The organism is Streptomyces malaysiensis subsp. samsunensis (assembly GCF_024519315.1).
GTDB classification, from domain to species: domain Bacteria; phylum Actinomycetota; class Actinomycetes; order Streptomycetales; family Streptomycetaceae; genus Streptomyces; species Streptomyces malaysiensis.
The window spans coordinates 1-22,486 of sequence record NZ_JANIIC010000068.1 but is presented as its reverse complement, the minus strand read 5'-3'; the positions used below and the strand labels follow the sequence as shown (position 1 = coordinate 22,486).

Sequence of the window (22,486 nt, the reverse complement as noted above, 5' to 3'; positions counted from 1 at the left end):
TGTTCCTGACGTTCATCGTCCCACCGTCCCACCACCGCATGGGTCTTGGGCGCATGGGCTCCCCAGACTGGTCGGGAGGCGTCGGCGCGGGGGCCGGCCCCCGCGGCCGCCCGGAGCCATGGCCTTCCGAACACCCCCGCACAACCATCGAGGAGCGACCGTGACCACCCGCGTCTTCCGCAACGCCCGCCTGCTCACCATGGATCCCGCACTGGGTGATGTCGAACACGGCGATCTCATCGTCGAAGGTGACCGCATCCTGGAGGTCGGCACCGGCCTCCAGGCCCCCGCGGGGGCGGAGATCGTCGATGCCACCGACCGCATCATCCTGCCCGGCTTCGTCGACACCCACCGCCATATGTGGCAGGGCGTCCTGCGTGGCATCGCCCCCGGCCACACCTTCGAGCGGTACATGGAAAACATCCTCGACGACTTCGGTCCCGCCATGACGCCGCGGGACCTGTACACCGGCAACCTGCTCAGCGCCCGCGCCGCCCTCGCGTCCGGCATCACCACCATCCAGGACATCTCCAATATCCAGGACTCCCCCGCGCATACGGACGCCCTGGTCGCCGCCCTACAGGAGTCGGGGATGCGCGCCGTGTTCGCCTACGGCAAGAGCTTCCCCGACATCCTCGCCCACGGCACCGTCCTGCCCGACGACACCCGCCGCGTCCGCGCCGAGTTGCTCGCCGACACCGGCGCCCTGGTCACCATGGCCCTGGTCGCCGAAGGCGGCAGCGACGCGGACGAGCGTGCCAACGCCGCCCTGGCCAGGGAGCTCGAGGTGCCCGTCGCCCGGCACTTCTCCTCCCGCCTGTCCGCGGCCCACCTGCGCGACATCGACGCCCTGCGGCCCGGCACCACCTTCATCCACGGCAATGGGCTCGGCGCCGAGGAACTGGCCGTCATCGCCGACAGCGGCGGCAGCATCTCCATCTCCCCCGCGATCGAGATGATCATGGGGCATGGCTACCCCATGGTCGCCCCGGCACTCGCCCGGCCGAACCTGCCGGTCAGCCTCAGCGTCGATGTCGAAGTCACCGTCGCCGGGGACATGTTCACCCAGATGCGCGCCGCCTATCAGGCAGGCCGCCACGCACAGCACGCCGATGACTCCCGCACAGGGGTCACGGTCCGCGACATCCTGCGCATGGCCACTCTCGACGGCGCCCGTGGCCTGGCCCTGGCCGACCGCACCGGCTCCCTCACCCCCGGCAAACAGGCCGACATCCTCGTCCTGCGCGCCGACCGGCCCGATGTGACGCCGGTCCACGACCCCTACAGCACCGTCGTCCTCCAGATGGACCGCTCGCACATCGACACCGTCATGGTCGCCGGCCATGACCATGTCCGTGCCGGGCGCGCCATCGCCGACAGCTCCGGCCTCCTGCGCGACGCGGCCCGGACCGCGCGCCGCCTGGGCGAGGCGAATATCAGCGCCGCATAGCGGACCGCGATCGCCGGTCACGGCCGTGACCGGCGGAAAGGCCCGTCCCACACCCACTCCGGCCCGCCACACTCCGCACACCCGAGCCATTGACCTGCACAAATGAAGAAATCCGGCTGGAGCACTAACAGCTGAAGAACTGATTGGCGCACACAAGCACTCGATCTCAGCCACATTGGTTCACCGAAAAGTGGCCGAAACCCCGGACACATCATGTTTAAACATCTCAATCGTCTTGAAGCGAAAGGTATATAGCGGATATTGATGGCCCAATTGACCCGGGGCGGTTAACACGAGACCTCACCGAGCGACAAGGGCGCAATCGCCGCCCGGCATCACGTACTTCACTAGTCCTGAACAGAATCGGTTTAGGCCGAAACTGGGACCCTAAGATCGTTGACCCCCTGAAAGAAGCGCAGTTACCTTAACTAGCGAACCCGTTCAACAAGGAAAATCCTCTTCAGGGTCACGCATTTGCGGGAATGGCCACCAACAAATGGTGGCCAGGGTCGAATTTCGCTGGACTCGCCGCTCCGATATAGCGAAGCAAGCGGACGTATGTCGTCGATTTCATCGCGCCGTCGTGGCGTTTCAGTGCCCCGGCTGAGCCAATGCAACATCGCCGGCAGTCGGGACGGAGATGAGGGTGATGCACGTGGTGGATTCTGTCTTTGTCATGCCCGGTACGGTGGCTGCCCCGCGTGGAGGCATCCTGTGCGATCTGCACAACCGTTACGAGACCGTACGTGAAACGCTGTCCCGCATCGACAAGGCAGCCCGGGAAATGGGACTGCCCAACATCAGTACCCGGCTTGTCGAACAGAATGAGACCAGCGACCGGCGCGGCCCCGAGGTGCAATATCTGGAAATCTTCGCGGTCAGCATCGCGACGCACCATATGCTGATCGCCGAGGGCGCCAAACCCGTCGCGATCGTCGGGCAGAGCATCGGGGAGCTGTGGGCCCTGGCCGCCGCGGGGCATCTGTCCGTGGAGGACGCCGCGCGTCTGGCCGTGGCCCGGTCCCAGGTACTGACCCAGCAGGGCTGGGGCGGAAAGATGCTCGCGGTCGGAGTGGACGGCCGCCGGGCGGAGTCGCTCGCCGAGCTGATCAACCATCCGCACCTGGTGCTGGCCTGCGAGAACGCCCCTCGGCAGAGCGTCATCAGCGGCCCCGAGGCGTTGATCGAGCATGTGGAGCGGGTGGCCGACGCGCTCGGCTGGCCGAGTCTCCAGCTCGACGTCCCGCATCCGACGCATACTCCGGCGATGGCGCAGGCCGCGCGGGCCCTGCGGGAAACCGCGCCACGGGTTCCGTACGGTGCCGGGCGCTGGAGGGTGTGCTCCCCATGGATGGGGCGGGATGTCGGCGACGACGACCCGGTCGACCTGGTCGCCGGAGCGCTCACCGCCCGGGTCCGGATGCTGCACACCATCCGTGAGCTGCACGCGGCGGGCGCCGACGCCTTTGTCGAGTGCGGGGAGTGGCCCGTCGTCACCAAGTTCGTCGAGGCGTCGATCCCCGGTGTGCAGTGTGTCGTCCCGCTGAGCGAGAGCGACCCGGTCGAAGCCGTCCGGGCGCTGGTCGCCGACTCCACCGACGTGGGTACGTTCCGCTCGCGCCTGGCGGCACCGTCGAGCAACGGAGATGGTCCCGTCGTACGGGTGAGTGAACCCGCGCCGGCCGGAGCGGTCGCGACACTCCCCGTCGCCGATCTGCTGACCCGGACCGCCGTGCCCGCGCCCACGGCCCCGGTGTCCTACGTGGCCCCTGTCTCCGCCCCGGCCGCCCCCGCGGCTCCGGCTCCCCCGGCCGCTCCGGTTACGGTCGCCCCGGCCCCTCCGGCCGTCGTCGCCGCCCCGGCCACAGTCGCCCCGGCCGTCGCCCCGGCCGCCGTCGCCCCGGTCGCCTCGCCGTCGCCTGCCGGGCTGGACTACGACACGGTGCTGACGGAGTTGCGGACGCTCTACGGCGACTTCCTGGGCTACCCGCCGGATCTGCTCGGTGAGGACGACGGCCTGGAGGCCGACCTGGGTGTGGAGTCGCTCAAGCAGGTCGCCCTCCTCGGGCGGGTGTCCGACCGGTTCGACCTGCCCGATCTGCGGTCGGATTCCTCCCTGCTGACCGCCGGCACGCTGCGCCGGATCGCGGAGACCGTCGTACGCGCCCGAGCGGAGGCTGCCGGTCGATGACCTCCACCGAGCATCTGCGGGGTCGGGTCGCACTTGTGACAGGGGCCGCGAAGAGCCTCGGCGCGGACATCGTTCGCCGCTTGGCGGGGAGCGGGGCCCACGTGATCGTCAACTACTTCCACTCGGTCGAACAGGCGAAGCTGCTGCGGGCGGAGCTGGAGCAGGCCGGTCACAGCTGCGAGTTCATCCGCGCCTCAGTGGCCAAGACCAGCGAGATCGACCGGATGTTCGACCTGGTCCAGGAGCGGCACGGCGGCCTGGACATTCTGATCAACAACGCCGCGGGCGGGGCCTTTCTGCCTCTGTTCGACATCGATGACACCTACTGGCAGCGGGCGTGGTCCACCAATGTGATGGCGGCCTACCACTGTTCGCGCCGGGCGGCCGAGCTGATGGCGGGAAGAGACGGCGCGAGCATCCTCTGTCTGTCCAGCGTCGGGGCGCATCAGCCGGTTCCGGGTTACGGCCCCGGCGGTGTCACCAAGGCGGCCCTGGAGTCGCTGGTCCGCTATCTGGCACTCGAGCTGGTCGGCCAGGGCATCCGGGTCAACACCGTGCTGCTGGGCTCCGTCGCCAGCGAGATCGTCGTCAACCTCGACGCCCCGGCGGCGACGCCCGGTGGCCCGGCCGAGGCCAGCGAGCTGATGCGGCGTACCCTCTCGACGCCGGAGGCGGCCAGGTTGATCGTCCACCTCCTGCACGAGGACACCGGCTTCATCACCGGGCAGACCATCGTCGCGGACGGCGGCATCAGCATCGGCGGGATGCAGGGCCTGCGGCTGCACAGCAGGCTGGCGGACCAGGTGAGCAAGCCCGCCAGGCGCCAACCGGTGCCCGCGGCGGCGGTGACGACACCGGCCGTGACGAGCCTCCCCGCCCCCGAACAACCCGCGGCTGCCGACCCGGCGCCCGCGCCCGCACCGGAGCAGGTGGCGGCCCCGGCGCCGCGGATGCCCGCATCGGCACAGGCTCCGTTGGCCACCCCGGCACCGGAGCGAACACCGGAGACCTCCGCGCCGACACCAGTACAGACACCGGCTCCAGCACCGGAGCGAACACCGGAGGCCCCCGCGCCGACACCGGCTCCGGCCCCGCCACCGGCCCCGGTGTCGACACCGCTCCCGGCCCCGGCACCGGACCACGCGGCGGAGGCGGACCCCGGAGCCGTCGCGGTGGTCGGCCTCGGGCTGGCCCTGCCCGGCGCGAACAATACGGCGGAGTTCTGGGACCGGCTGCGGGAGGGCGCCCTGCTCTCCAGCGAGCCGTCCGCCTTCGATCTGAAGCACTTCTGGGCGCCGACCCGGGAGGACACCGACGCCTTCTACGTTCGCGAGGCCGCGTACGTCCACGGCTTCGTCCCCGACCCCGCCTCGATCGCCGAACCGGACGGGAACGTCGGCCACCCCGGCTGGCCGCGCACCACTCGCTGGCTGCGGCACTGCGCCGTCCAGGCCCTGGCAGGGGTGGGCCGGCGCCCGACGGACCGGTGGCTCGCCGCGACCACCGGTATCCATGACCAGACGGGGCTCGGCCCCCAGGGTGTCGTGCTGGGGGACGAGTACCGGCGCATGGTGCGCGAGGCGATCCCCGCCGATCAGGACGGTGACTGGCTGGCCGAGCTGGCCGACCACGCGATCAGCGCGCACTACGGCGGCGACGGCGGGGCCCCGCAGGCTTATCTGCCCGCGTCCGTCTCCCGCGACGCGCTGCGCGGGCTGATCCCCGACGACTCGCAGCACCTGACCCTCGACGCGGCCTGTGCCAGCGGACTGTTCGCCCTGGACGCGGCGGTCAAGGCGCTGCGCGAGGGTTCCTGTGACGTGGCGCTGGCCGGTGGCACCTCGGTGATCGAGCCGATCGGGTTCACCCTCTTCTGCCGGGCCCAGGGCATCTCGATGAGCGGCAGGGTACGCCCGTTCGACAAGGCGGCCGATGGAACCCTCATCGGTGAGGGCTCCATCATGCTCACCCTGAAGTCGTACGCACGGGCCGTGGCGGACGGCGACCGGGTGCTCGGTGTCATCCGGGGCACCGGTCTGGCCGCCGACGGCCGCGGAAAGGGCATCCACGCTCCGGCCACCCGCGGACAGGAGCTGGCGATCGCCCGTGCCTGGGCCGACGCGGGCGTCGAGGCCGACGACGTGGACTGGGTGGTGGCACACGGCACCGGCACACCGGTGGGCGACGAGATCGAACTACGTTCGCTGCTCTCCCGGTTGGGGCCGCGGAAGCGGGCGTGCCTGCTGACCTCGAACAAGCAGGTCTTCGGGCACACCGGTGTGCTGGCCGGCCTGGTCTCGGTCGCGCACGCGCTGGTCGCTCTGGACCGCGGGGCGGTCCCAGGTCAGCCCGTGGTCACCGATCCGCACCCGCTTCTGGAGGACGGCGCACGGCTGACCGTACCCGTCAGGGACGCGCCCTGGCCGACGGATGACACACGGCCGCGCGTGGTCGGGGTGTCGTCGTTCGGCCTCGGAGGAGCGGACGCGCATGTGGTCCTGTCCGACCGCGTGCCGACGGCCGCCCCCGCGCGGCGGCGGGGCGCGGACACTCCCGCGGACACGGAGCAACTGGTCGTCGTGGGCTGGAACACCCATCTGCCCGGTCTGGACACCGCCCAGGTTCCGGCCTGGCTGAGGGGTGACGGCCCGCTCCCGGAGGCCGACTTCGGCATGCCGTATCCGCTGCCGTCCCCACGTGAGGTGCGCATCCCGCCGCTGACGATGCGGCATATGGACCCCGCCCATCTGATGATGCTCCAGGCCCTCGGCCCGCTGCTCGACCAGCTCGGCGAGGCGGGCGTCAGCCTGCGGCCCACCACGGCGGTGGTGGTGGGGGCGACCCTGCCGACCACGCACAACACCCGGGCCGCGCTGCGGGTGCACGCCGGCGAGTGCGCCACCACGTTCGACATCCTGCCCGACCCGGCGCAGGCGCGGACGCTCAAGGAATACCTCGCGAAGGGGATGGCCGAGGCCAAGGGGGTGATCCCCGGCGACCTGAACGAGGACGACTTCACCGGGGCGGTCTCCTGCATCCTGTCGGGCCGGGCCGCCAACTACTACGACTTCCAGGGCATGGGCACCAGCGTCTACGCCCACCGGGACTCCGCGCACACCGCACTCGACGTGGCCCTGCGCCAACTCCGGCACCGCGCCTGCGACCTCGCCCTGGTCGGCGCGGTGTGCCAGCGGCCCATCAGCGGCTGGGACCGCCACCTCGACGATCTGGTGCCGGAGGGCCGGTCCATCGCGGAAGGCGCCGCCGTCCTGGCGGTCACCCGGCTCTCCACCGCGCTGGAGCACGGCCTGCCCGTCCTGGGCTCGCTCTCCACCGTGGTCGACGCCACCGATCCCGGGTCCGCGGCCACGCTCGCGCACGCCCTTCCCGTGCTGGCCGACACCGGACACACCTACCTGTCGCTGGACGCCCTGCTGACGGTTCTCAAGGCCCTCTCCACCGGAGCGGACACCGTCGTGACACCCGCCGCCGCCGGATCGCCACTGATCCGGTTCACCCCGCCGGCCGGCCCGCGGCACCACGGCCCGGCCCGGGACGAGGTGGCGCGGGCCGTACACACCGAGCCGGAGGGGGCGGCGCGCACCGAGCCGGAGCGGGCCGCGCCCGACCGGTCCGGGCCGGAAGACGCCCAGGACACCGGCCGCCGACAGACCTTCCGATTCGTTCCGACGGCCCCGCCGCGGAACGGCTCGGCCACGGGGTCGATCCCGCCGGGCACCATCGTCATCACCGACGCCCCGGATCTCGCCGCGGCCGCCACCGGCCCGGACATCGCCGTCTGGTCACCGCGGCCGGGCCTCGCCACCCACGTCGCGCCCGAGGAGGCGCCCGGCGCCCTGGCCGACCTGCCGTTCATCCCGCGCCATATCCGGGTCCTGTCCCGGCTGCCCGGCCAGGACGACGAGGACGACGGGGGCACCGACGCCGAGGCCACCCGTCTCGAGCACCTCCAGGACCTCATGTTCACCACACTCCAGGCGGCGCTGCCCGCGCTGCGCGCCGGCGGCTCGCTCGGCGCGCTGCTGCTCGGCGCGGTGCCGGACGATCTGCCGCCCCCGCTGAGCGGGCTGTTCACCGGCCTCGTCCGGTCCGTACGGGCCGAGGTCCCGCAGTGCGGCGGAGTGACCCTGCTCAGCGACGCACCGGACGCCGCGACCGCTCTGGACCAGCTGGCGCGGGCGGAGACCGCCCAGGTGCCGACCCACACGCTGGCCTGCCGCGGGGGCGACTGGTTCACCCTGGCCGTCGCCGACGACCATGCGGAGCCGCCCCCGGCGGGGACCCCCTCGCTGCCGCCCGGCGCGGTCGTGGTCGCCTTCGGCGGCGCCCGGGGCATCACCCCCGAGCTCCTCCACGCCATCGCCCGCACCAGCGACCGGCCGCATGTGTACGTCATCGGCCGCACCCCACTGCCGGAAACCGACGACGAGCTGCCGCCGCAGGCCGAGTTCATCGCCTCCGAGCACCGCAGCCGCCCCGGCGCGTCGGTGGGTGAGCTGCGCGCCGCCTACGAGCGGGCCCAGGGGCGCCTGGAGGTACGCCGTACCGTGCGACGGCTGACGGAACTGTGCGGCCAGGACCGTGTCCACCACCGGGTGTGCGATGTCCTCGACGCCGAGCGCACCGCCGCCGTCCTCGGTGAGATCGTCGATCGGCACGGACAGATCGACCTGCTCATCAACACCGTTCTCGATCTGCGGTCGCGTGCGCTGCACGCCAAGACCCTGACCGATTTCCGGGCGGTCCGGGCCACCAAGGCGACCGGATACCGCAACCTCAAACGGGCCCTGGCCGGGCGGCCGCCCCGGATCTGGTGCAACTTCAGCACCCTGGCGACGCTCGCCCCCGCGCCCGGTGACATCGACTACTGCGCCGTCAACGAGTACCTCGCGTACGCGAGCGCCTGGGCCCAGCGGCACGGACCGGACGGCCACCAGGAGTTGGCGATCCTCTGGAGCGGCTGGCGGGAGGTCGGCGTCGCCAGCAGCGTCACCATGCGGGAGACCCTCAAACGCAACCAGATGGACGCCTACATCAGCACCGCGCAAGGATGCGCGCAGTTCCTCTCCGCCGTGACCCGGCCGCCGGCCGGTGGGGTGGCGTTCTTCATCCGGGAGGAGGAACGGGTCCTGCTGGGCCGGCGTGGCATCAGCACCTACGGTTCCTCCGACGACTTGCGGATCCCCGCCCCGGACGCGCCGCCGCCCGCCCCGCCGGATCCCTCGCTGACCAGTCCGCTGCTCGACGGCGTCCTGCACCGCGGCAAGAACTGGGCCGTCTTCACCAAGACCTGGGATCCGGCCACCCTGGCCGAGCGGGACGGGCGGTGGATGCGCCACCACCGCGTCAACGGTGAGTACACGCTGGCCGGCACGTTCACCCTCGAAGCCGCGGCCGCCGCGGCCGCGACCCTCTGCCCCGACCTGGTGGTCACCGGGTTCCGCGGTCTGGTCTGCCGGACGTCGATCACGGTCAGGCTCGCCGGACCGCTGCGCACCGTCGCGGTGGAGGCCCGGGTCATGAGCCGGAGGCCCGGCGGCGCCGAAGTGGCCGTCAGAATGACGGCGCACCGGATCGGCAAGAACGGCAAGGTGCTGCGCTTCAACGACCTGCTGTGCGAAACGACGGTCATGCTGGCGGATCGCTATCCCGTGCTCACCGGGCCGCCCGACTGTTCGTCCCACGTCCCCGAGCCCGATTTCACGATGCCGGTCTACTCCCCCGACCCGCCGATCTCGCTCACCGGCCCGTTCGCCGGCACCAGCGACTACGCCCGCGGGCCGGACGGGAACAGCGCCAGGTTCGGTCTGGACCACGCCGCCTGGGCTCCGGCCCTGGCGGGGATGACCGTGCCGGCGATCCTGCTGGACGCGATGGTGCACCTGTTGCTGCTGCCGCCGCGCGGTGACCACCCGCCGCTGGTCGGCCCGATGGCCGGCCTCGACGAGGTCGAGCTCAGCGGACCGGGCGACGACTGCCGGCTCAGCGCGGAGCACCCGGCCATCCGGCTGCACTGCGACTTCGCCACCGGGGACCTGACCGCCGTGACCGGTGACGGCCGGGTGCTGGCCCGCATCACCGGGGTCACCGCACACCCCTTGGACCACAGCGGAGAACTGGTCCGGCCGCATGCCCGCGTTCCCCAGTCGCCCCTTTCGTGACAGCCGAGGAGACAGCAGTGTTGTGGCAGGACATCACGATCGCCGGGACCGGAGCGTGGGTACCCCCCATCAGGCCCGAGCACAAGCCGCGGGGCGGACCGGGCGCCGGGCAGCCCTCCATTCTGGCGCTCAACGGATTCACCTCGGCCGCCGTCTCGAAGGACAACACCGCGACGCAGATGGCGGCCCGCGCCGGTCTCAAGGCGCTGCGCCACGCGGATGTCGCCAGCTCCGATCTGAGTCTGCTCGTGCACGCCGGTTTCCAGGACGGGGACCACTACACGCCCACGGCCTATCTGATGCGGGTGCTCGGCGGAAAGGACACCGCCGGGGTCGAGGTCGGTGCCGCCAGTGACGGCGGGGCCGCCGCGCTCGTCGCCGCGGCCGAACATCTCACGGCCCGGCCGGATGCGAAGGCCACGCTGGTCACGACCGGTGTCCGGTTCCCGGACGAACGGTGGGGCTATTCCCGGGAGATGGGTTATGTGGCCGGTGACGCCGGCGCCGCCGCCGTCCTCACCCGGGGGACGGGCTTCGCCCGCCTGGTGGCGACCGCCCATGTCACGGAGCCGCAGCTGGAGGCGCAGACCCGGGCCAGGGAGGGCTACACCGGTGCCGCCCGGCGGTTCCCCGTCGAGGAGACCGGGTTCATGCCCCATATCGACGTGCTGCAACGGGCCACCCACCGCTGTATCGAGACCGTCCTCGACGAGGCCGCCGTGAAACCGGCGGACATCGCGCACGTGGTGCCCATCGCGATCGGTTCGGTCGTGCTCGACATGCTGCTCACCGGCTCACCGCTCGGCCTCCGTGCCGACGACACCAGCTGGACCTACGGCCGGCACATCGGCCACGCCGGCCCGTCCGATGTCCTGCTCGCCCTCGACCGGACGTTCCGCTCCGGCACGCTGCGGGCCGGGGAACGCGTCCTCGTCCTGAGTTTCGGGGTCGGCTTCCGCTGGACCACCGCGCTGCTCGAGGTCACCCGCGATCCCGTCGCCGCGGCACCGGCCGGTCGCGCACAAACAGAAGGAGGTTGTCCATGACGGACACGAATACGGCGACCGCCGCGTCGGTTCCGCTGGCTCCGCGGGCCCTGCCGCTGCTGGGCCATGCGCTGCCCCTGCTCCGCGATCCGCTGGCGTTCATCATGTCCCTGTCCGAGTACCGCGAGATGGTCCGCGTCCGGCTGGGCCCGACCACCGCCATGCTGATCTGCCATCCGGACCTGACCCGGCAGGTGTTCCTGAACGACCGTGTCTTCGACAAGGGCGGCCCGATCTACGATCGGATCCGCGAGGTCATCGGCGACGGCCTGTCCACCTGCCCGTACCCCCTGCACCGGCGGCAGCGGCGGCTGTGCCAGCCGTCGTTCCACCCCACCCGGCTCCCCGGGTACGGGGCGGTGTTCGCCCGGGCGGCCGAGCTGAAGGCGGACTCCTGGCGCGATGGCGACGTCCTGGACATCACCCAGGAAATGATGACGCTGACGACGCGGGCCACCATGGAGACGATGTTCAGCGGCTCGCTGCCGGCGGAGACCATGCGGCGGGCCCTGGCCGACACCGCCACCATCGTGAGCGCGTTCTTCCGCCGGATGATGACACCGGCCCTGCTGCGCCGGGTGCCGACTCCGCAGAAGCGGCGGTACGACCACGCCCGTAACCGGCTGGCGGCCACCATCGCGGAGATCATCGCCGAGCGGCGTGCCGATCCGACCGACCATGCCGACCTGCTGTCCACGCTGGTCGCCGCGGTCGACGAGGAGAGCGAGGACGGCCAGAAGCAACTGAGCGACACCGAACTCGCGGACGAGGCCCTCACGTTCTTCCTCGGCGGGATGGAGACCACGGCCATCACCCTGGCCTGGGCGCTGCATCTGCTCGCCACCAACCCGGACGTCCAGCACCGGCTCCGGGCCGAGACCCATCAGGTCCTGGCCGGTGGGAAGGTCGATGCCGCCCATCTGCCCTCGCTCGACCTGGCCGCCCGGGTGGTGACCGAGACGCTGCGGCTGTATCCGCCCGCCTGGATGATGACCCGCGCGGTCCGGCAGGACACCGAGCTCGGCGGGGTACGGCTCAAGGGCGGCAGCACCATCGTGCTCAGCCCGTACCTCCTGCACCGCAGGCCCGACCTCTACCCCGACCCCGACCGGTTCGACCCGGACCGCTGGCTCGGCGCTCAGCCCGACCGGGCCACCTACATCCCGTTCGGCGCCGGCGCGCGCAAGTGCATCGGGGACCAGTTCGCCCTCACCGAGGCCGTCCTGGCCCTCACCGCGATCGTCGCCCACTGGGAGCTGACCCCCGTCGGCGACCAGCCGTTCAAGCCCAAGGTGGAGACCAGCCTGAGTTCGCGCGGGCTGCGCCTGCGGCTCAGCGAGCGGCGGCCGAGCGGAACCGACGACGCCGAACTGCACACGGCCACGCCGCAGTCCACACCGTCCCAGCCATCCACGCCGCCGGGCGCCGGCGCCTGCCCGGTGAAGCACTAGGAGTGATGCCGTGAAGCCTCACCTGAAGCCCCTGGTGAAGCAGCTTCTCAACGCCCGGAGGGTCCGCCTGCCCGGTGCGGCCCCGGCCGACAGCCTGCGCACTCCCTCCCTCCCCTACCCGAACGGCTGGTTCTGCCTGGCCTTCGGCGACGAGGTGCGGCCCGGATCCGTCACCACCCGTCCGCTCGCGGGCACGGAGGTCGTGCTCTACCGGACGACCAGGGGCGTGCTGCGGGCCGTCCGGCCCCGGTGCCCGCATCTGGGGGCGCATCTCGGGGTCGGCGGATCGGTCGAGGGCGAGGACATCGTCTGCCCCTTCCACCGGTTCGCGTTCGACCCGGGCGGTACCTGTGTGCGCACGGGGTACGACAAACCACCGCCGAAGGCGTCGCTGGCGCAGTACCCGGTGTGCGAGGCCAACGGCTCGATCTACGTGTGGTGGCACGCCCTCGGCGTGCCCCCGCAGTGGGAGGTCCCGGCCTTCCCCATGGACGACCGGCAACCGTTCAGCCACGACACCTTCGACATCGCCGGTCATCCGCAGGACGTCATCGAGAACGCCTTCGACTGGGGTCATCTGCCGGCGTTGCACGGCCTCAAGGGTCTCGACATCGAGGGCACTCCGGTGACCGGGGAACCGACCAGCACCGTCACCGCGACCGCCCGCGGCACCATGATGCGCGGGTTCCGCCAGTCCTACACGCTCACGGTGATCGGCCTGGCCACCATCGCGGCACGCACGGTGCTGCCCAAGGGCGCGGGCACCCTCCATGTGATGCTCCACGCGACCCCCACCGGACCGGGGCGCATCCAGCTCCGGTTCGGTACGAAGCTGGAGCTGAACGGCATCCCCGGCGTGCCCGGGACGGTGGGGCGCGCGGCGGCCATGCCCGTCGCCCGGCTGCTCAGCGCCGTCCTCCAGCGGGTGGCGAGCGTCGACACCGGCGCGGACCTGCTGATGTGGCACTACCAGGAGCATGTCGAGCACCCGAAGCTGGCCAAGGGCGACGGTCCGATCGGCCGGTACCGGCAGTGGGCGCAGCAGTTCTACACGGAGCCCACGGGCGATCTCATGCCACCGCGGCCTCCCCGGGCCGGCGCGAGCCGCTCGGAGGAGTGACCACCGGCGACGGCGGCCCGGGAGCGCTCGCTCAGCTCCCGGGCCGCCGTCTCCGGCGAGCACCGTGTTCGACGTGGCCCGGCCCGGCCGGCCGGGCCGGGACCCGAAGAGAGGCGGCATGGCAGCGGAGAACGGTACGCCCGGCGCCGGGCGACGATTGGCGGTGCTCGGAGCGGGGGTGATGGGCTCGGGCATCGCCGCGCCGGCGGTCGGGCACGGGATCGCGGTGTCGCTGATCGACCCGGACCGGCGGCGGCTGGACGAGGCCCCGGCCAAGATCGACCACCAGGTACGGATGGCGCGGCTGATGGGTGCGCTGCCGGACGAGGCCGTCCCCGGCGCTCTCGTCACCGACGAAGGGTGCCGCCCCTGCGGCTTGCTGCTGGAGCTGGTGCGCGCCGGCCACCTGGGCCGCAAGAGCGGGCGCGGCTTCTACGAGTACGAGGGAGAACAGGCATGACCACGTCATCCGACCAGCCGGTGCCGGAATCCAGCGCCGTCCAGACGGAAATGCTGGGGTACCTGACGAAGCGTACGGGGACGACCTGGGCGACCGACGCGGATGTCTTCGGCTCCGGTGGGCTGTCCTCGCTCTTCGCCATGGAGCTGGTGGTGCATCTGGAGAAGTCGTACGGCATCGCCATCCGCGGCGCCGATCTGCGGATGGAGAACTTCCGCACCGTGCGGCGGATGGCCGCGCTGGTCGAACGGCTCCGGCAGCCCACCCCCGGCGGCTCCGGCGCGTGAACCCGTCGCCCCGGCGGCCGCGGCCGTCACCGAACTGGTCGGCGCAGTCTGTGCGGCTCGCCGCGGAGCGTCATGACCTCGCGGGGCATGGCCGCGTGGACCGTGGAACGGCTCGGTGACCCGGAACAGACGGCGGATCTGCTGCCGCGGCTCGCCTCGGGCGGAACGGCGGCCGTGGCCTTCAGCGAACCCCAGGCGGGCAGCGACCTGTCGGCCATCGCGACCACTGCCACCGTGGTCCGGGAGGTGATCGTCGGCCTGGACACCCGGGGCATACTCCAGTCGGTGTCCAGCCGCAACGACCACGACCTCGCCCGGGCACGGCTGGAGGCGCTCGGCGTCGCCGACTACTTCGTCCTGCCGGAGATCGGCTGGGGGCGCAAGTCGGACGCGGTAGGCCGGATCGCCGAGCGGCTGAACTTCGCCCCCGCCACCATCGCCTTCATCGACGACCAACCGGCCGAACGGGCCGAGGTCGCCCACCATCTGCCGGAAGTGCGCTGCTACCCGCACGACGGCCCGGCTCATCGCGCCGGATCTCATCGCCGACCGGGCACCGGCCCCCACGGGCCTCCTTGATTGAGCGCGGCACACCGGGGTCGGGCCGGTCGGGCCGGTCGGGCCGGCCCGACCCGGTGGCGGTCACCTCCGGCGGACCAGAGTGATGCCATCGGCCATCGGGAGCATGCAAACTTCGGCCATGACCTGCATCGCTTCCCCACCGGGCAGCTCCGCGCGGGCCGTCGGTGTCAGCCGCTCAGGGCGGCGAGGGTGGCGTCGAGGTCGGCGGCCCGCGGCCGGTTGTGGGGCAGCTTGGCGAGGACCTTGGCCATGCCACAGGTATCGGTGAGGGCGGAGAACACCAGGCCGCCGGCGACGCCCGCGGCCAGCCAGCGGGCGGCGGGCCGGCGCCGGCCGGTGAGCAGACCGGCCAGGACGAGGGATCCGGCGGCGAGGCGTACCTGGCGCTCCATCGCCCAGACGGCGCGGGCGCCGGCGGGGCGCAGCACGTCGTGGCCGAGTTGTATCCAGCCGTTGGTGCCGCCGGTGAGGTCGGCGGCGGCAATGCCGTATTGGGCCAGGCGCTCGCGGGCCTGGGAGGAGCGGGTGCCGGAGGCGCACACGAGGAGGAGGTCGCCCCGACCGGCGGCGGCCTCCAGGGCGGGCAGGGCCGAATCGAGGTGGTCCAGGGGGATGTTGTGGGCACCGGGCAGATGGCCGGAGGCGTACTCACCGGGGGTACGGACGTCGATGACGGTCAACTCGGCGAGGCGGGCATGGACCTGGGCGGCGGTGAGGGAGGTGAGAGAGGCGGTGGGTGTCACGGGGGACTTTCCTTTGCTCTTCAGGGGTTGCTCACAACGGTAAGATACCCAAGGGGGTATCTGTGAAGGAGTGCGGGCTGTGGAATTGGCGATGGCTGCTGAGGAACTGAAGACCGTGGTCAACCGGCTGCGCAGGGCGCAGGGCCAGATCGCCGGTGTGATCAAGATGATCGAGGAGGGACGGGACTGCGAGGACGTGGTGACCCAGCTTGCGGCCGCCTCACGGGCCCTGGACAAGGCGGGTTTCGCGATCATCGCCACCGGTCTTCAGCACTGCCTGACCGATGCGGACATGGCCGCCTCGGAGGACCGGGAGCAGATGCGCGCCCGGCTGGAGAAGCTGTTCCTGTCACTGGCCTGAGCGGCCGGGGCCGGGTACGCGCCGCTCGGCTCAGGCCACGGCGTCGACCAGCATGAAGGCGGCGACGGCCAGCAGCAGGATCGCGAACGTGCGCTTCAGCCGGGTGCCGCCGACCCTGGCGGCCAGCCGCTTGCCGTCCCAGGCACCGAGGATCGCGGCCCCGGTGAAGGGGGCGATCAGCCCCCAGTCGACGCCTGCCGTGGTGGCGCCGCGGGTGGCCAGCGAGGCGAGCGAGTTCGCCGCGATGACCAGCAGGCTGGTGCCGACGGCCGCCCGCATCTCGAACGCGGCCACCGTGACCAGGGCGGGGACGGTGAGGAAGCCCCCGCCGACGCCGAGCAGTCCGGTCAGCGCCCCCAGCCCCGCACCGGTGCCCGCGACCTTCACCGGCCGTACCGCCACCGCCCGGTCGCCGACCGCCGGGCCGCTGTCCGCCGGGCCGGGGCGCAGCATGCGTACGGCGGCGAGGGCGGCGACGGCGGCGAACGCGGCGGTCAGCACCGGCTGGGGCAGCCGGGCGGCCGCGGCGCCGGCCGCGGCGGCGGGCAGCAACCCGGCCGCGGCGAAGAGGGCGCCGGCCCGCCAGCGCACGGCGCCGGTACGGGCATGGGCGTACAGGGCGGTGATCGAGGTGGCGGTGACGATGATCAGGCTCGCGGTGGTGGCGGCGGCCGGGGTGAAGCCGAGGAGGTAGATCAGCGCGGGCACCGCCAGGACGCTGCCGCCCCCGCCGAGCGCGCCGAGCGCGAGCCCGACCACGGCACCGGCGGCCAGGGCCAGGACCAGCGCGCTCACGCTATGCCGCCGCTGCCGGCGGTGACCGGCAGGCCCTCGCGGGTCCGGGCGGTCGTACCGCCCACGACATCGGTGGCCGCCGCACCGCGGGCGGCGATGAAGCCGGTGGCCGTGCGGGAGCAGCTCCCGGAGCGGCGGACCGTGACCACGGGCCCGCCCTGCGCGGCCCGGGGAGGAGCCGCCCCCGCCCGCGGACGGCTCAGCGGCGGGTGCGGCGCACCGGGCGCGTGCCCGGTCAGCCGCCGCGGCAGCTCGCGGACATCCAGCGGAACCGCCCGCGCGTCACCGGTCCGCCGGTGGACCTGCCGTGCGGTGAGCCGGGCGGGGCCACGGCGAAGAAGCGGGAACATCGGGTTTGATCACTCCGTGCGGGTGGTGCGAGGTACGGGGTAGGTCGTTCAGCCGGCGTGGTCGGGCCAGGTGAGGGTGAGGCCCGCCGCGGTGGCGGCGGTGAAACCGTCGTCGACGGCGACCACATCGCGTCCGGCGGCATCGAGCAGGGAGGCGGCGATCGCCGCGCGCATCCCACCGGCGCAGTGCACCCACACCACCCCGTCGGGCACCTCGCCGATGCGGCCGGGGAGTTGGTGGATCGGGATGTGGACCGAGCCGTTCACGTACCCTTCCGCACGCTCGGCATCGCGCCGCACGTCCAGCACCACCACCCGCTCGCCGCGCTCTCGCACCTCGGCGAGGTCGGCGAAGCGGGCTCGCGGGAAGGAGACGAGATCCTCGCCCGTGCGGACCCAGCCGGCCGGGTCGCCGGTGGCGGCGGCGGCCGGGCGGTCGATGCCGACCCGGGCCAGCTCCCGCTGCGCGGAGGTGATCTCCCCGGGCGTCCCGGCCAGCAGGGTGACCGGCTTGCCCCATGGGATCAGCCAGGCCAGATAGGTGGCGAGCTGGCCCTCGCCCTCGAAGTTGAACGATCCGGCCACATGTCCCTGGGCGAAGGCGACCCGGCCGCGCAGGTCCACCACCCACTCCCCCGCGGCCAGCCGGTCGGCGATCTCCTTGGCGTCCGCGGGCACGGGCGGGGTGAGGTCGACCGGCGCGGGGCCGGCGGCGTTGGCCGGGCCCATGTGCGCGTAGTAGGCAGGCACATCGTCGAGCCCCGCGAGCATCTCGGCGACGAAGGTGTCCACGTCCCGGGTCAGCGCGTGGTTGGTCCCGCGCTCCTGACCGATGGTGGTGGCGTTCCCCTCCGCCTGGGAGGAGGAGCAGAAACTGCCGAACCCGTGGGTGGGCAGCACCGGGACCTCGTCATCCAGCTCCTCGGCCAGACGGTGGGCCGAAGCGTGCTGCGCGCGGGCCAGCCGCTCGGTCAGCCGTGGCTCGACCAGATCCGGCCGGCCCACGGCGCCGATCAGCAGCGACCCGCCGGTGAACGCCGCCACGGCCCGGCCGTCCGCCTCCAGCACATAGGAGGTGTGGTGCGGGGTGTGACCGGGGGTGGCGATCGCCCGCAGCACCAGGTGCTCGTCCACCGGGAAGGTGTCGCCGTCGGCGACCGGAGTGCGGGCGAAGGCGACCGATGCCCCGGTGGGCACCAGGTAGCGGGCCCCGGTCACACGGGCCAGCTCCAGACCGCCGGTGACGTAGTCGTTGTGCAGATGGGTCTCGCCCACGAGGGCGATACGCACCCCGCGCCGCGCCGCCGCGGCGATGACCTGCTCGATATCACGGGGCGGATCCACCACCAGCGCGGCGCCGGGGCCACCGGCCAGATAGCTGCGGTTGCCCAGACCCTCGATTTCCAGGGTGTCGACGAAGAACACGACTACGACTCTCCTCTCGAGCGAGCTATGTACCCCCGGGGGTATCTGGCACTCACCCTAACAGGAGTACCCCGGGGGGTATTCCGAAGGGGGGAAGCACCCCGCCGCCGGGCGGCGCTCCATCCGCCGCGGGTACCCCGCACCCGCCGAAAACCCCATCCGCCCCATCCGGCTCCGCCTGACGTGCGCCGCATGATGGAGTCGGATTATGCGATGGGTGGCAACTCTCTGTGACCGCCGCGGAGCCGCACGACGGCCGTACGGCGCTGAGGAGGTATCACCCTGATGAGGCTTGTTTCCGCTTCGCGTCTCGCGGTGGCGGCTGCCGGGGCCGTGCCCGGGAGGCGTGGGGCTGACCACCGCGCCGTCCATCCTGCCGGGCGGCCGGGTGGTGGTGGGCAGTCTGCCCACGGCCGACGGCACATCCGCCACGGCGCAGGCCGGGTGTCTGCTCGTGCTGGACAGCCATGGAAAGGTCCGGGAGACCTTCAGCGGCCAGGGGATCAACGGTCCCTGGGACATGACCGCGAAGAGCAGCGGCGACAAAACCGATCTGTTCGTCACCAACGTGCTCAACGGCACGGTCGCCGGCGGCGGCGACATCGTGCGACGCGGCACCGTGCTGCGGATCACCCTGCGCACCCACGACGACCGGCCGCCGACCCGGGTCGCCACGACCGTGATCGGTTCGGGCTTCGCCCAGAAGACAGACCCGGCGGCCCTCGTGATCGGGCCGACGGGTGTCGGCCTGCGGGACGGGACGCTCTATGTGGCGGACACCGTCGACAACCGCATCACCGCGATCCCGGACGCGCCGACCCGGCGCACCAGCGCCGGCATCGGCAAGGTGGTCAGCACCGACCAGCACCTCAACGGCCCGCTCGGGATGGCGATCACCCCGAAGGGCAACATCCTCACCGTCAACGGCGGCGACGGCAACATCGTGGAGACCACCCCGCGTGGCGTCCAGGTGGCCGTGCGCACGCTCGACACCAGCGGCAGCCCGCCGGGAGCGGGCGCGCTGTTCGGGCTCGCCATCGCGGAGGACCCCGACCGGGTCTACTTCGTCGACGACGCGACCAACACCCTGAACCTGCTCAGCCGGCCCTGAACCGCTCGCGCCGGGCCGATCAGGCCCCGCGCGAGCCCAGGCACACGAAACGGCTGGTCGCGCGGCCCCGGCGCCTCATGAGAAGGCCCACGGCCTGCGCGCCGCGGGCATCACCACCCCCGTGCTGGTGCTCACGGCCAAGGACGGGGAGTACGACGAGGCGGACGCCCTCGATCTCGGCGCGGACGACTATCTGACGAAGCCGTTCTCGTTCGTGGTGCTGCTGGCCCGGATCCGCGCGCTGCTGCGCCGCAGCGCCCCGCAGCGGTCGCCGGTGCTCCGTGCGGGCGATCTCTGGCTGGACCCGGCCGCCCACCGCTGCGGCCGGGGCGAGGAGCGCCTGGAGCCGACACCGCGCGAGTTCGGACTGCTGGAGTTCATGCTGCGCCGCCAGGACGCTGGCTTCCAGTTCCCCGGCCGGGCGGCGGTCGCCATGCTGCTCCGTCATGGCGTTCATTTTCGCAGACGGTCGTCCACGGCCGCGTCGTCCGACCACCGGCCCGCGGAGGACCGTCGCGGACTCACACCCCTCGTGGATGTCAGGCCGCCCGCCGTCCGGGGCGGAACAGACGATGCCGGGCGATGAGTTCGACGGTCACGGCGACCGCGATGGCCTGGACCGCCATCAAGGCGATCAGGACGAACAGCTGAACGGCACCGGCCATGAGCGGACTCGCCCCGCCCAGCAGCATGCCCACGAATGCCCCGGGGAGCGTCACCAGCCCGACGGTGCGCGTCTGGTCCAGCCCCGGCAGCAGCGCGTCGGAGGCGACCGGCCGTGCGATCTCCATGCGCGCGTCCCGGTCGAGGAAGCCCAGGGCCATCGCCGCCTCGACCTCGCCGCGGCGAAGTTCCAGCTCGTCGAGGGCGCGTCGGCCCGCGAGCACCGTCACCGTCAGGGCGCCGCCGATGAGGATGCCGCTGATGGGGATGAGCGCAAGGCCCTTCGCGGGAACCAGCCCGGTCAGCAGCAGCGCGGCCACCGTGGGAACGACACCGGCGGCGATCGGCGCGGCGGTCAGCCACCAGGTGCGGTTGCTGGTCAGCCGTCGGCCCGCCGTGCGCACGGCGACGCCGAACATCACGACCAGGAACGCCGCCAGACCCGCCATGTTGGTGACCGCCCAGGTGATGACCAGGGACACGGCGGCGAGCTGCGCTGCCGCGCGCACGCCCGAGACCACGATCTCCCGCGGGCGGTTGGCGGAGGGGCTGGGGGACAGACCGAACCAGTAGGCGACCCCCGCGGCCACGGCCAGCAGCACGGTCAACAGCACGCCGAGGGTGAGGTTGACCGGCAGCAGGGATCTCGCGCTCAGCGTCACGTGCCTCACCGTAAACGCCGATGGCGACGCGCGACAGCCCGTCCCGCGTTCCGCCGGCGCGACCGAGGGTCCTGCCGGGCCGCTGCCCGCCCCACACACCACGGCGCGTCGGGCGGGCCTGACGGCGCCCCGTCATCCGCGGCCGGTCACCAGTCGTGGACCGTACCGTCGTGGAGCCGGTTCACCGGCAGATACGCCTGCCGGTAGGGGTGGGCCGCGGCCAGGTCCTCATCCAGTTCCACCCCGATACCCGCCGCCTCGCCCGGGTGCAGATGGCCGTCGGTGAAGGTGTAGGCGTGCCGGAAGACCTCCCGTGTCAGGGCGTTGTGCCCCGAGTGCTCCTGGATGCCGAAGTTGTGGACCGCCAGATCGAGATGGACGGCCGCGGCCATGCCGACGGGCGAGATGTCCTCCGGCCCGTGGATGCCGCTCTTGATCTGGTACTGGGCCGCGAAGTCGAAGAGCTTGCGCAGCGGAGTGACACCGCCGAAGTGGGTGACGGCGGAGCGCACATAGTCGATCAGCTGCTCGGTGATGAGGGTCTGGTAGTCGTGGACGGTGTTGAAGACCTCGCCGATGGCGAGCGGCACGCTGGTGTGCCGCCGCACCAGTCGCAGCGCCTCCTGGTTCTCCGCGGGCGTGCAGTCCTCCAGCCAGAACGGGCGGTACGGCTCCAGCTCCTGGCCCAGTCGCGCGGCCTGGATCGGTGTCAGCCGGTGGTGAGCGTCGTGGAGCAGCGCCAGTTCCGGCCCGAACTCGGCCCGTACCGCCTCGAAGACCCGCGGAATGTGGCGCAGGTACGCCTCGGTGTCCCAGTCCTCGACGAGGGGCTTCGCCCCCTGGTGCGGTACGGGCTTGTCGTCGGTGTCCGTGGTGTGCACGCCGTACACCGAGGTGAGGCCGGGAATGCCGGTCTGGATCCGGATCGCCGGGAAGCCCTGGCTCAGCCGGGCGCGCACCGAGTCGAGGAGCTCGGGGAGGTCCCGGCCCTCCGCGTGGCCGTAGGTGCGGATACGGTCACGGCTCGCCCCGCCGAGAAGCTGGTACAGCGGCAGCCCGGCCGCCTTCGCCTTGATGTCCCACAGCGCCACGTCGACGGCGGCGATCGCGGCCATCGTGACCGGGCCACGGCGCCAGTAGGCCCCCCGGTACAGCGACTGCCAGGTGTCCTCGATCCGGTGCGCGTCCAGCCCTATGAGCAGCGGTACGACATGGTCCTCCAGGTAGCTCACCACGGCGAGTTCGCGCCCGTTGAGCGTGGCGTCCCCCAGGCCGGTGAGGCCCTCGTCGGTCGTCACCTTCAGCGTGACGAAGTTGCGTCCCGGACTGGTGACGACGACCTTCGCGTCGACGATCTTCATCGAGGCCTTCCTTCGTGGATATCCCGTCCTTTGGGGCGGGGAGGGAACGAAGCTCCTGCGGAGCAGGGCAGGAAAGCCGGTTCGCCGCCAAGGCGGACCGGCGTCTACCGATCATCGGCCGATACCCGTACTTACACCGAAACTGATGGGATGTGAGGCATGACGCGGCAGGTCGAGCGGGCTTTCAGGTACCGCTTTTACCCCACGGACGAGCAGGCGGCTGAGCTGTCGCGCACGTTCGGCTGC

16 protein-coding genes and 4 pseudogenes are annotated in these 22,486 nt (G+C 72.1%); 14 read left to right on the top strand and 6 right to left on the bottom strand.

Annotated elements, in window-relative coordinates; all coding sequences use genetic code 11:
- The first annotated feature begins 160 nt into the window (after window positions 1-160).
- The 10 genes and pseudogenes from NQU54_RS39835 to NQU54_RS50315 form a co-directional block, all read left to right on the top strand.
- Complete coding sequence (locus tag NQU54_RS39835) at window positions 161-1,450, top strand: amidohydrolase family protein (protein ID WP_257635250.1); 1,290 nt, start codon at window positions 161-163, stop codon at window positions 1,448-1,450.
- 658 nt (window positions 1,451-2,108) lie between these two features.
- Window positions 2,109-3,641, top strand: a complete 1,533-nt coding sequence (locus NQU54_RS39830) for an acyltransferase domain-containing protein (protein ID WP_257635249.1) — start codon at window positions 2,109-2,111, stop codon at window positions 3,639-3,641.
- Window positions 3,638-9,823 (top strand): SDR family oxidoreductase, encoded by a 6,186-nt coding sequence (locus tag NQU54_RS39815; protein WP_306279543.1) that lies wholly within the window; start codon window positions 3,638-3,640, stop codon window positions 9,821-9,823. Before NQU54_RS39830 ends, NQU54_RS39815 begins: the two co-directional genes overlap by 4 nt.
- A gap of 17 nt (window positions 9,824-9,840) precedes the next feature.
- On the top strand, window positions 9,841-10,869 hold the full coding sequence (locus tag NQU54_RS39810) for a 3-oxoacyl-[acyl-carrier-protein] synthase III C-terminal domain-containing protein (protein ID WP_257635248.1): 1,029 nt from the start codon (window positions 9,841-9,843) through the stop codon (window positions 10,867-10,869).
- The gene (locus tag NQU54_RS39805) at window positions 10,866-12,320 is read left to right on the top strand and encodes a cytochrome P450 (RefSeq protein WP_257635247.1); all 1,455 of its coding nucleotides are present in this window, start codon (window positions 10,866-10,868) and stop codon (window positions 12,318-12,320) included. Before NQU54_RS39810 ends, NQU54_RS39805 begins: the two co-directional genes overlap by 4 nt.
- 10 nt (window positions 12,321-12,330) lie before the next feature.
- Window positions 12,331-13,440, top strand: coding sequence for a Rieske 2Fe-2S domain-containing protein (locus tag NQU54_RS39800; RefSeq protein WP_257635246.1), 1,110 nt, complete (start codon window positions 12,331-12,333; stop codon window positions 13,438-13,440).
- Window positions 13,441-13,558: 118 nt separating this feature from the next.
- A pseudogene (locus NQU54_RS50325) lies at window positions 13,559-13,732 on the top strand (3-hydroxyacyl-CoA dehydrogenase NAD-binding domain-containing protein); the annotation flags it as partial.
- A 60-nt stretch (window positions 13,733-13,792) separates the two neighbouring features.
- Window positions 13,793-13,900, top strand: a pseudogene (locus tag NQU54_RS50320) (3-hydroxyacyl-CoA dehydrogenase family protein); the annotation flags it as partial.
- Complete coding sequence (locus NQU54_RS39790) at window positions 13,897-14,187, top strand: acyl carrier protein (RefSeq protein WP_257635244.1); 291 nt, start codon at window positions 13,897-13,899, stop codon at window positions 14,185-14,187. The pseudogene NQU54_RS50320 and the gene NQU54_RS39790, both read left to right, overlap by 4 nt.
- A 72-nt stretch (window positions 14,188-14,259) precedes the next feature.
- Window positions 14,260-14,703: pseudogene (locus tag NQU54_RS50315) on the top strand (HAD-IIIC family phosphatase); the annotation flags it as partial.
- Window positions 14,704-14,936: 233 nt separating this feature from the next.
- Here NQU54_RS50315 and NQU54_RS39775 read toward each other — a convergent pair.
- Window positions 14,937-15,512, bottom strand: a complete 576-nt coding sequence (locus tag NQU54_RS39775) for a rhodanese-like domain-containing protein (protein ID WP_257635243.1) — start codon at window positions 15,510-15,512, stop codon at window positions 14,937-14,939.
- Window positions 15,513-15,591: 79 nt separating this feature from the next.
- Between NQU54_RS39775 and NQU54_RS39770 the strand changes: the two genes are divergently transcribed.
- Window positions 15,592-15,873 carry a metal-sensitive transcriptional regulator gene (locus NQU54_RS39770; protein ID WP_069861573.1) on the top strand — a complete coding sequence of 94 codons (282 nt, stop codon included), beginning with the start codon at window positions 15,592-15,594 and terminating at the stop codon, window positions 15,871-15,873.
- A gap of 30 nt (window positions 15,874-15,903) precedes the next feature.
- On the opposite strand, the gene NQU54_RS39765 is transcribed toward NQU54_RS39770, so the two are convergent.
- From NQU54_RS39765 to NQU54_RS39755, 3 genes are read right to left on the bottom strand one after another with little or no spacing between them, the layout of a single operon-like run.
- A complete protein-coding gene (locus NQU54_RS39765) occupies window positions 15,904-16,668 on the bottom strand; it encodes a sulfite exporter TauE/SafE family protein (protein ID WP_257635242.1) in 765 nt (254 codons plus the stop codon).
- Complete coding sequence (locus tag NQU54_RS39760) at window positions 16,665-17,018, bottom strand: rhodanese-like domain-containing protein (protein ID WP_257635241.1); 354 nt, start codon at window positions 17,016-17,018, stop codon at window positions 16,665-16,667. Before NQU54_RS39760 ends, NQU54_RS39765 begins: the two co-directional genes overlap by 4 nt.
- Window positions 17,019-17,066: 48 nt before the next feature.
- Window positions 17,067-18,443, bottom strand: coding sequence for an MBL fold metallo-hydrolase (locus NQU54_RS39755; RefSeq protein ID WP_257635240.1), 1,377 nt, complete (start codon window positions 18,441-18,443; stop codon window positions 17,067-17,069).
- A gap of 346 nt (window positions 18,444-18,789) precedes the next feature.
- Here NQU54_RS39755 and NQU54_RS39750 point away from each other — a divergent pair, with 346 nt between their 5' ends.
- The gene (locus NQU54_RS39750) at window positions 18,790-19,554 is read left to right on the top strand and encodes an NHL repeat-containing protein (RefSeq protein ID WP_257635239.1); all 765 of its coding nucleotides are present in this window, start codon (window positions 18,790-18,792) and stop codon (window positions 19,552-19,554) included.
- 94 nt (window positions 19,555-19,648) lie between these two features.
- Window positions 19,649-19,945, top strand: a pseudogene (locus tag NQU54_RS49545) (response regulator transcription factor); the annotation flags it as partial.
- A gap of 148 nt (window positions 19,946-20,093) precedes the next feature.
- Here NQU54_RS49545 and NQU54_RS39740 read toward each other — a convergent pair.
- Together NQU54_RS39740 and manD are read right to left on the bottom strand one after the other, a co-directional pair.
- A complete protein-coding gene (locus NQU54_RS39740) occupies window positions 20,094-20,879 on the bottom strand; it encodes an ABC transporter permease (RefSeq protein WP_257635238.1) in 786 nt (261 codons plus the stop codon).
- A 146-nt stretch (window positions 20,880-21,025) separates the two neighbouring features.
- Window positions 21,026-22,240: a D-mannonate dehydratase ManD gene (gene manD, locus NQU54_RS39735; RefSeq protein WP_257635237.1), complete on the bottom strand. Its 1,215-nt coding sequence runs from the start codon at window positions 22,238-22,240 to the stop codon at window positions 21,026-21,028.
- Window positions 22,241-22,399: 159 nt separating this feature from the next.
- Between manD and NQU54_RS39730 the strand changes: the two genes are divergently transcribed.
- A partial coding sequence (locus NQU54_RS39730) for a helix-turn-helix domain-containing protein (RefSeq protein ID WP_257635271.1) occupies window positions 22,400-22,486 on the top strand: 87 nt, incomplete at its 3' end.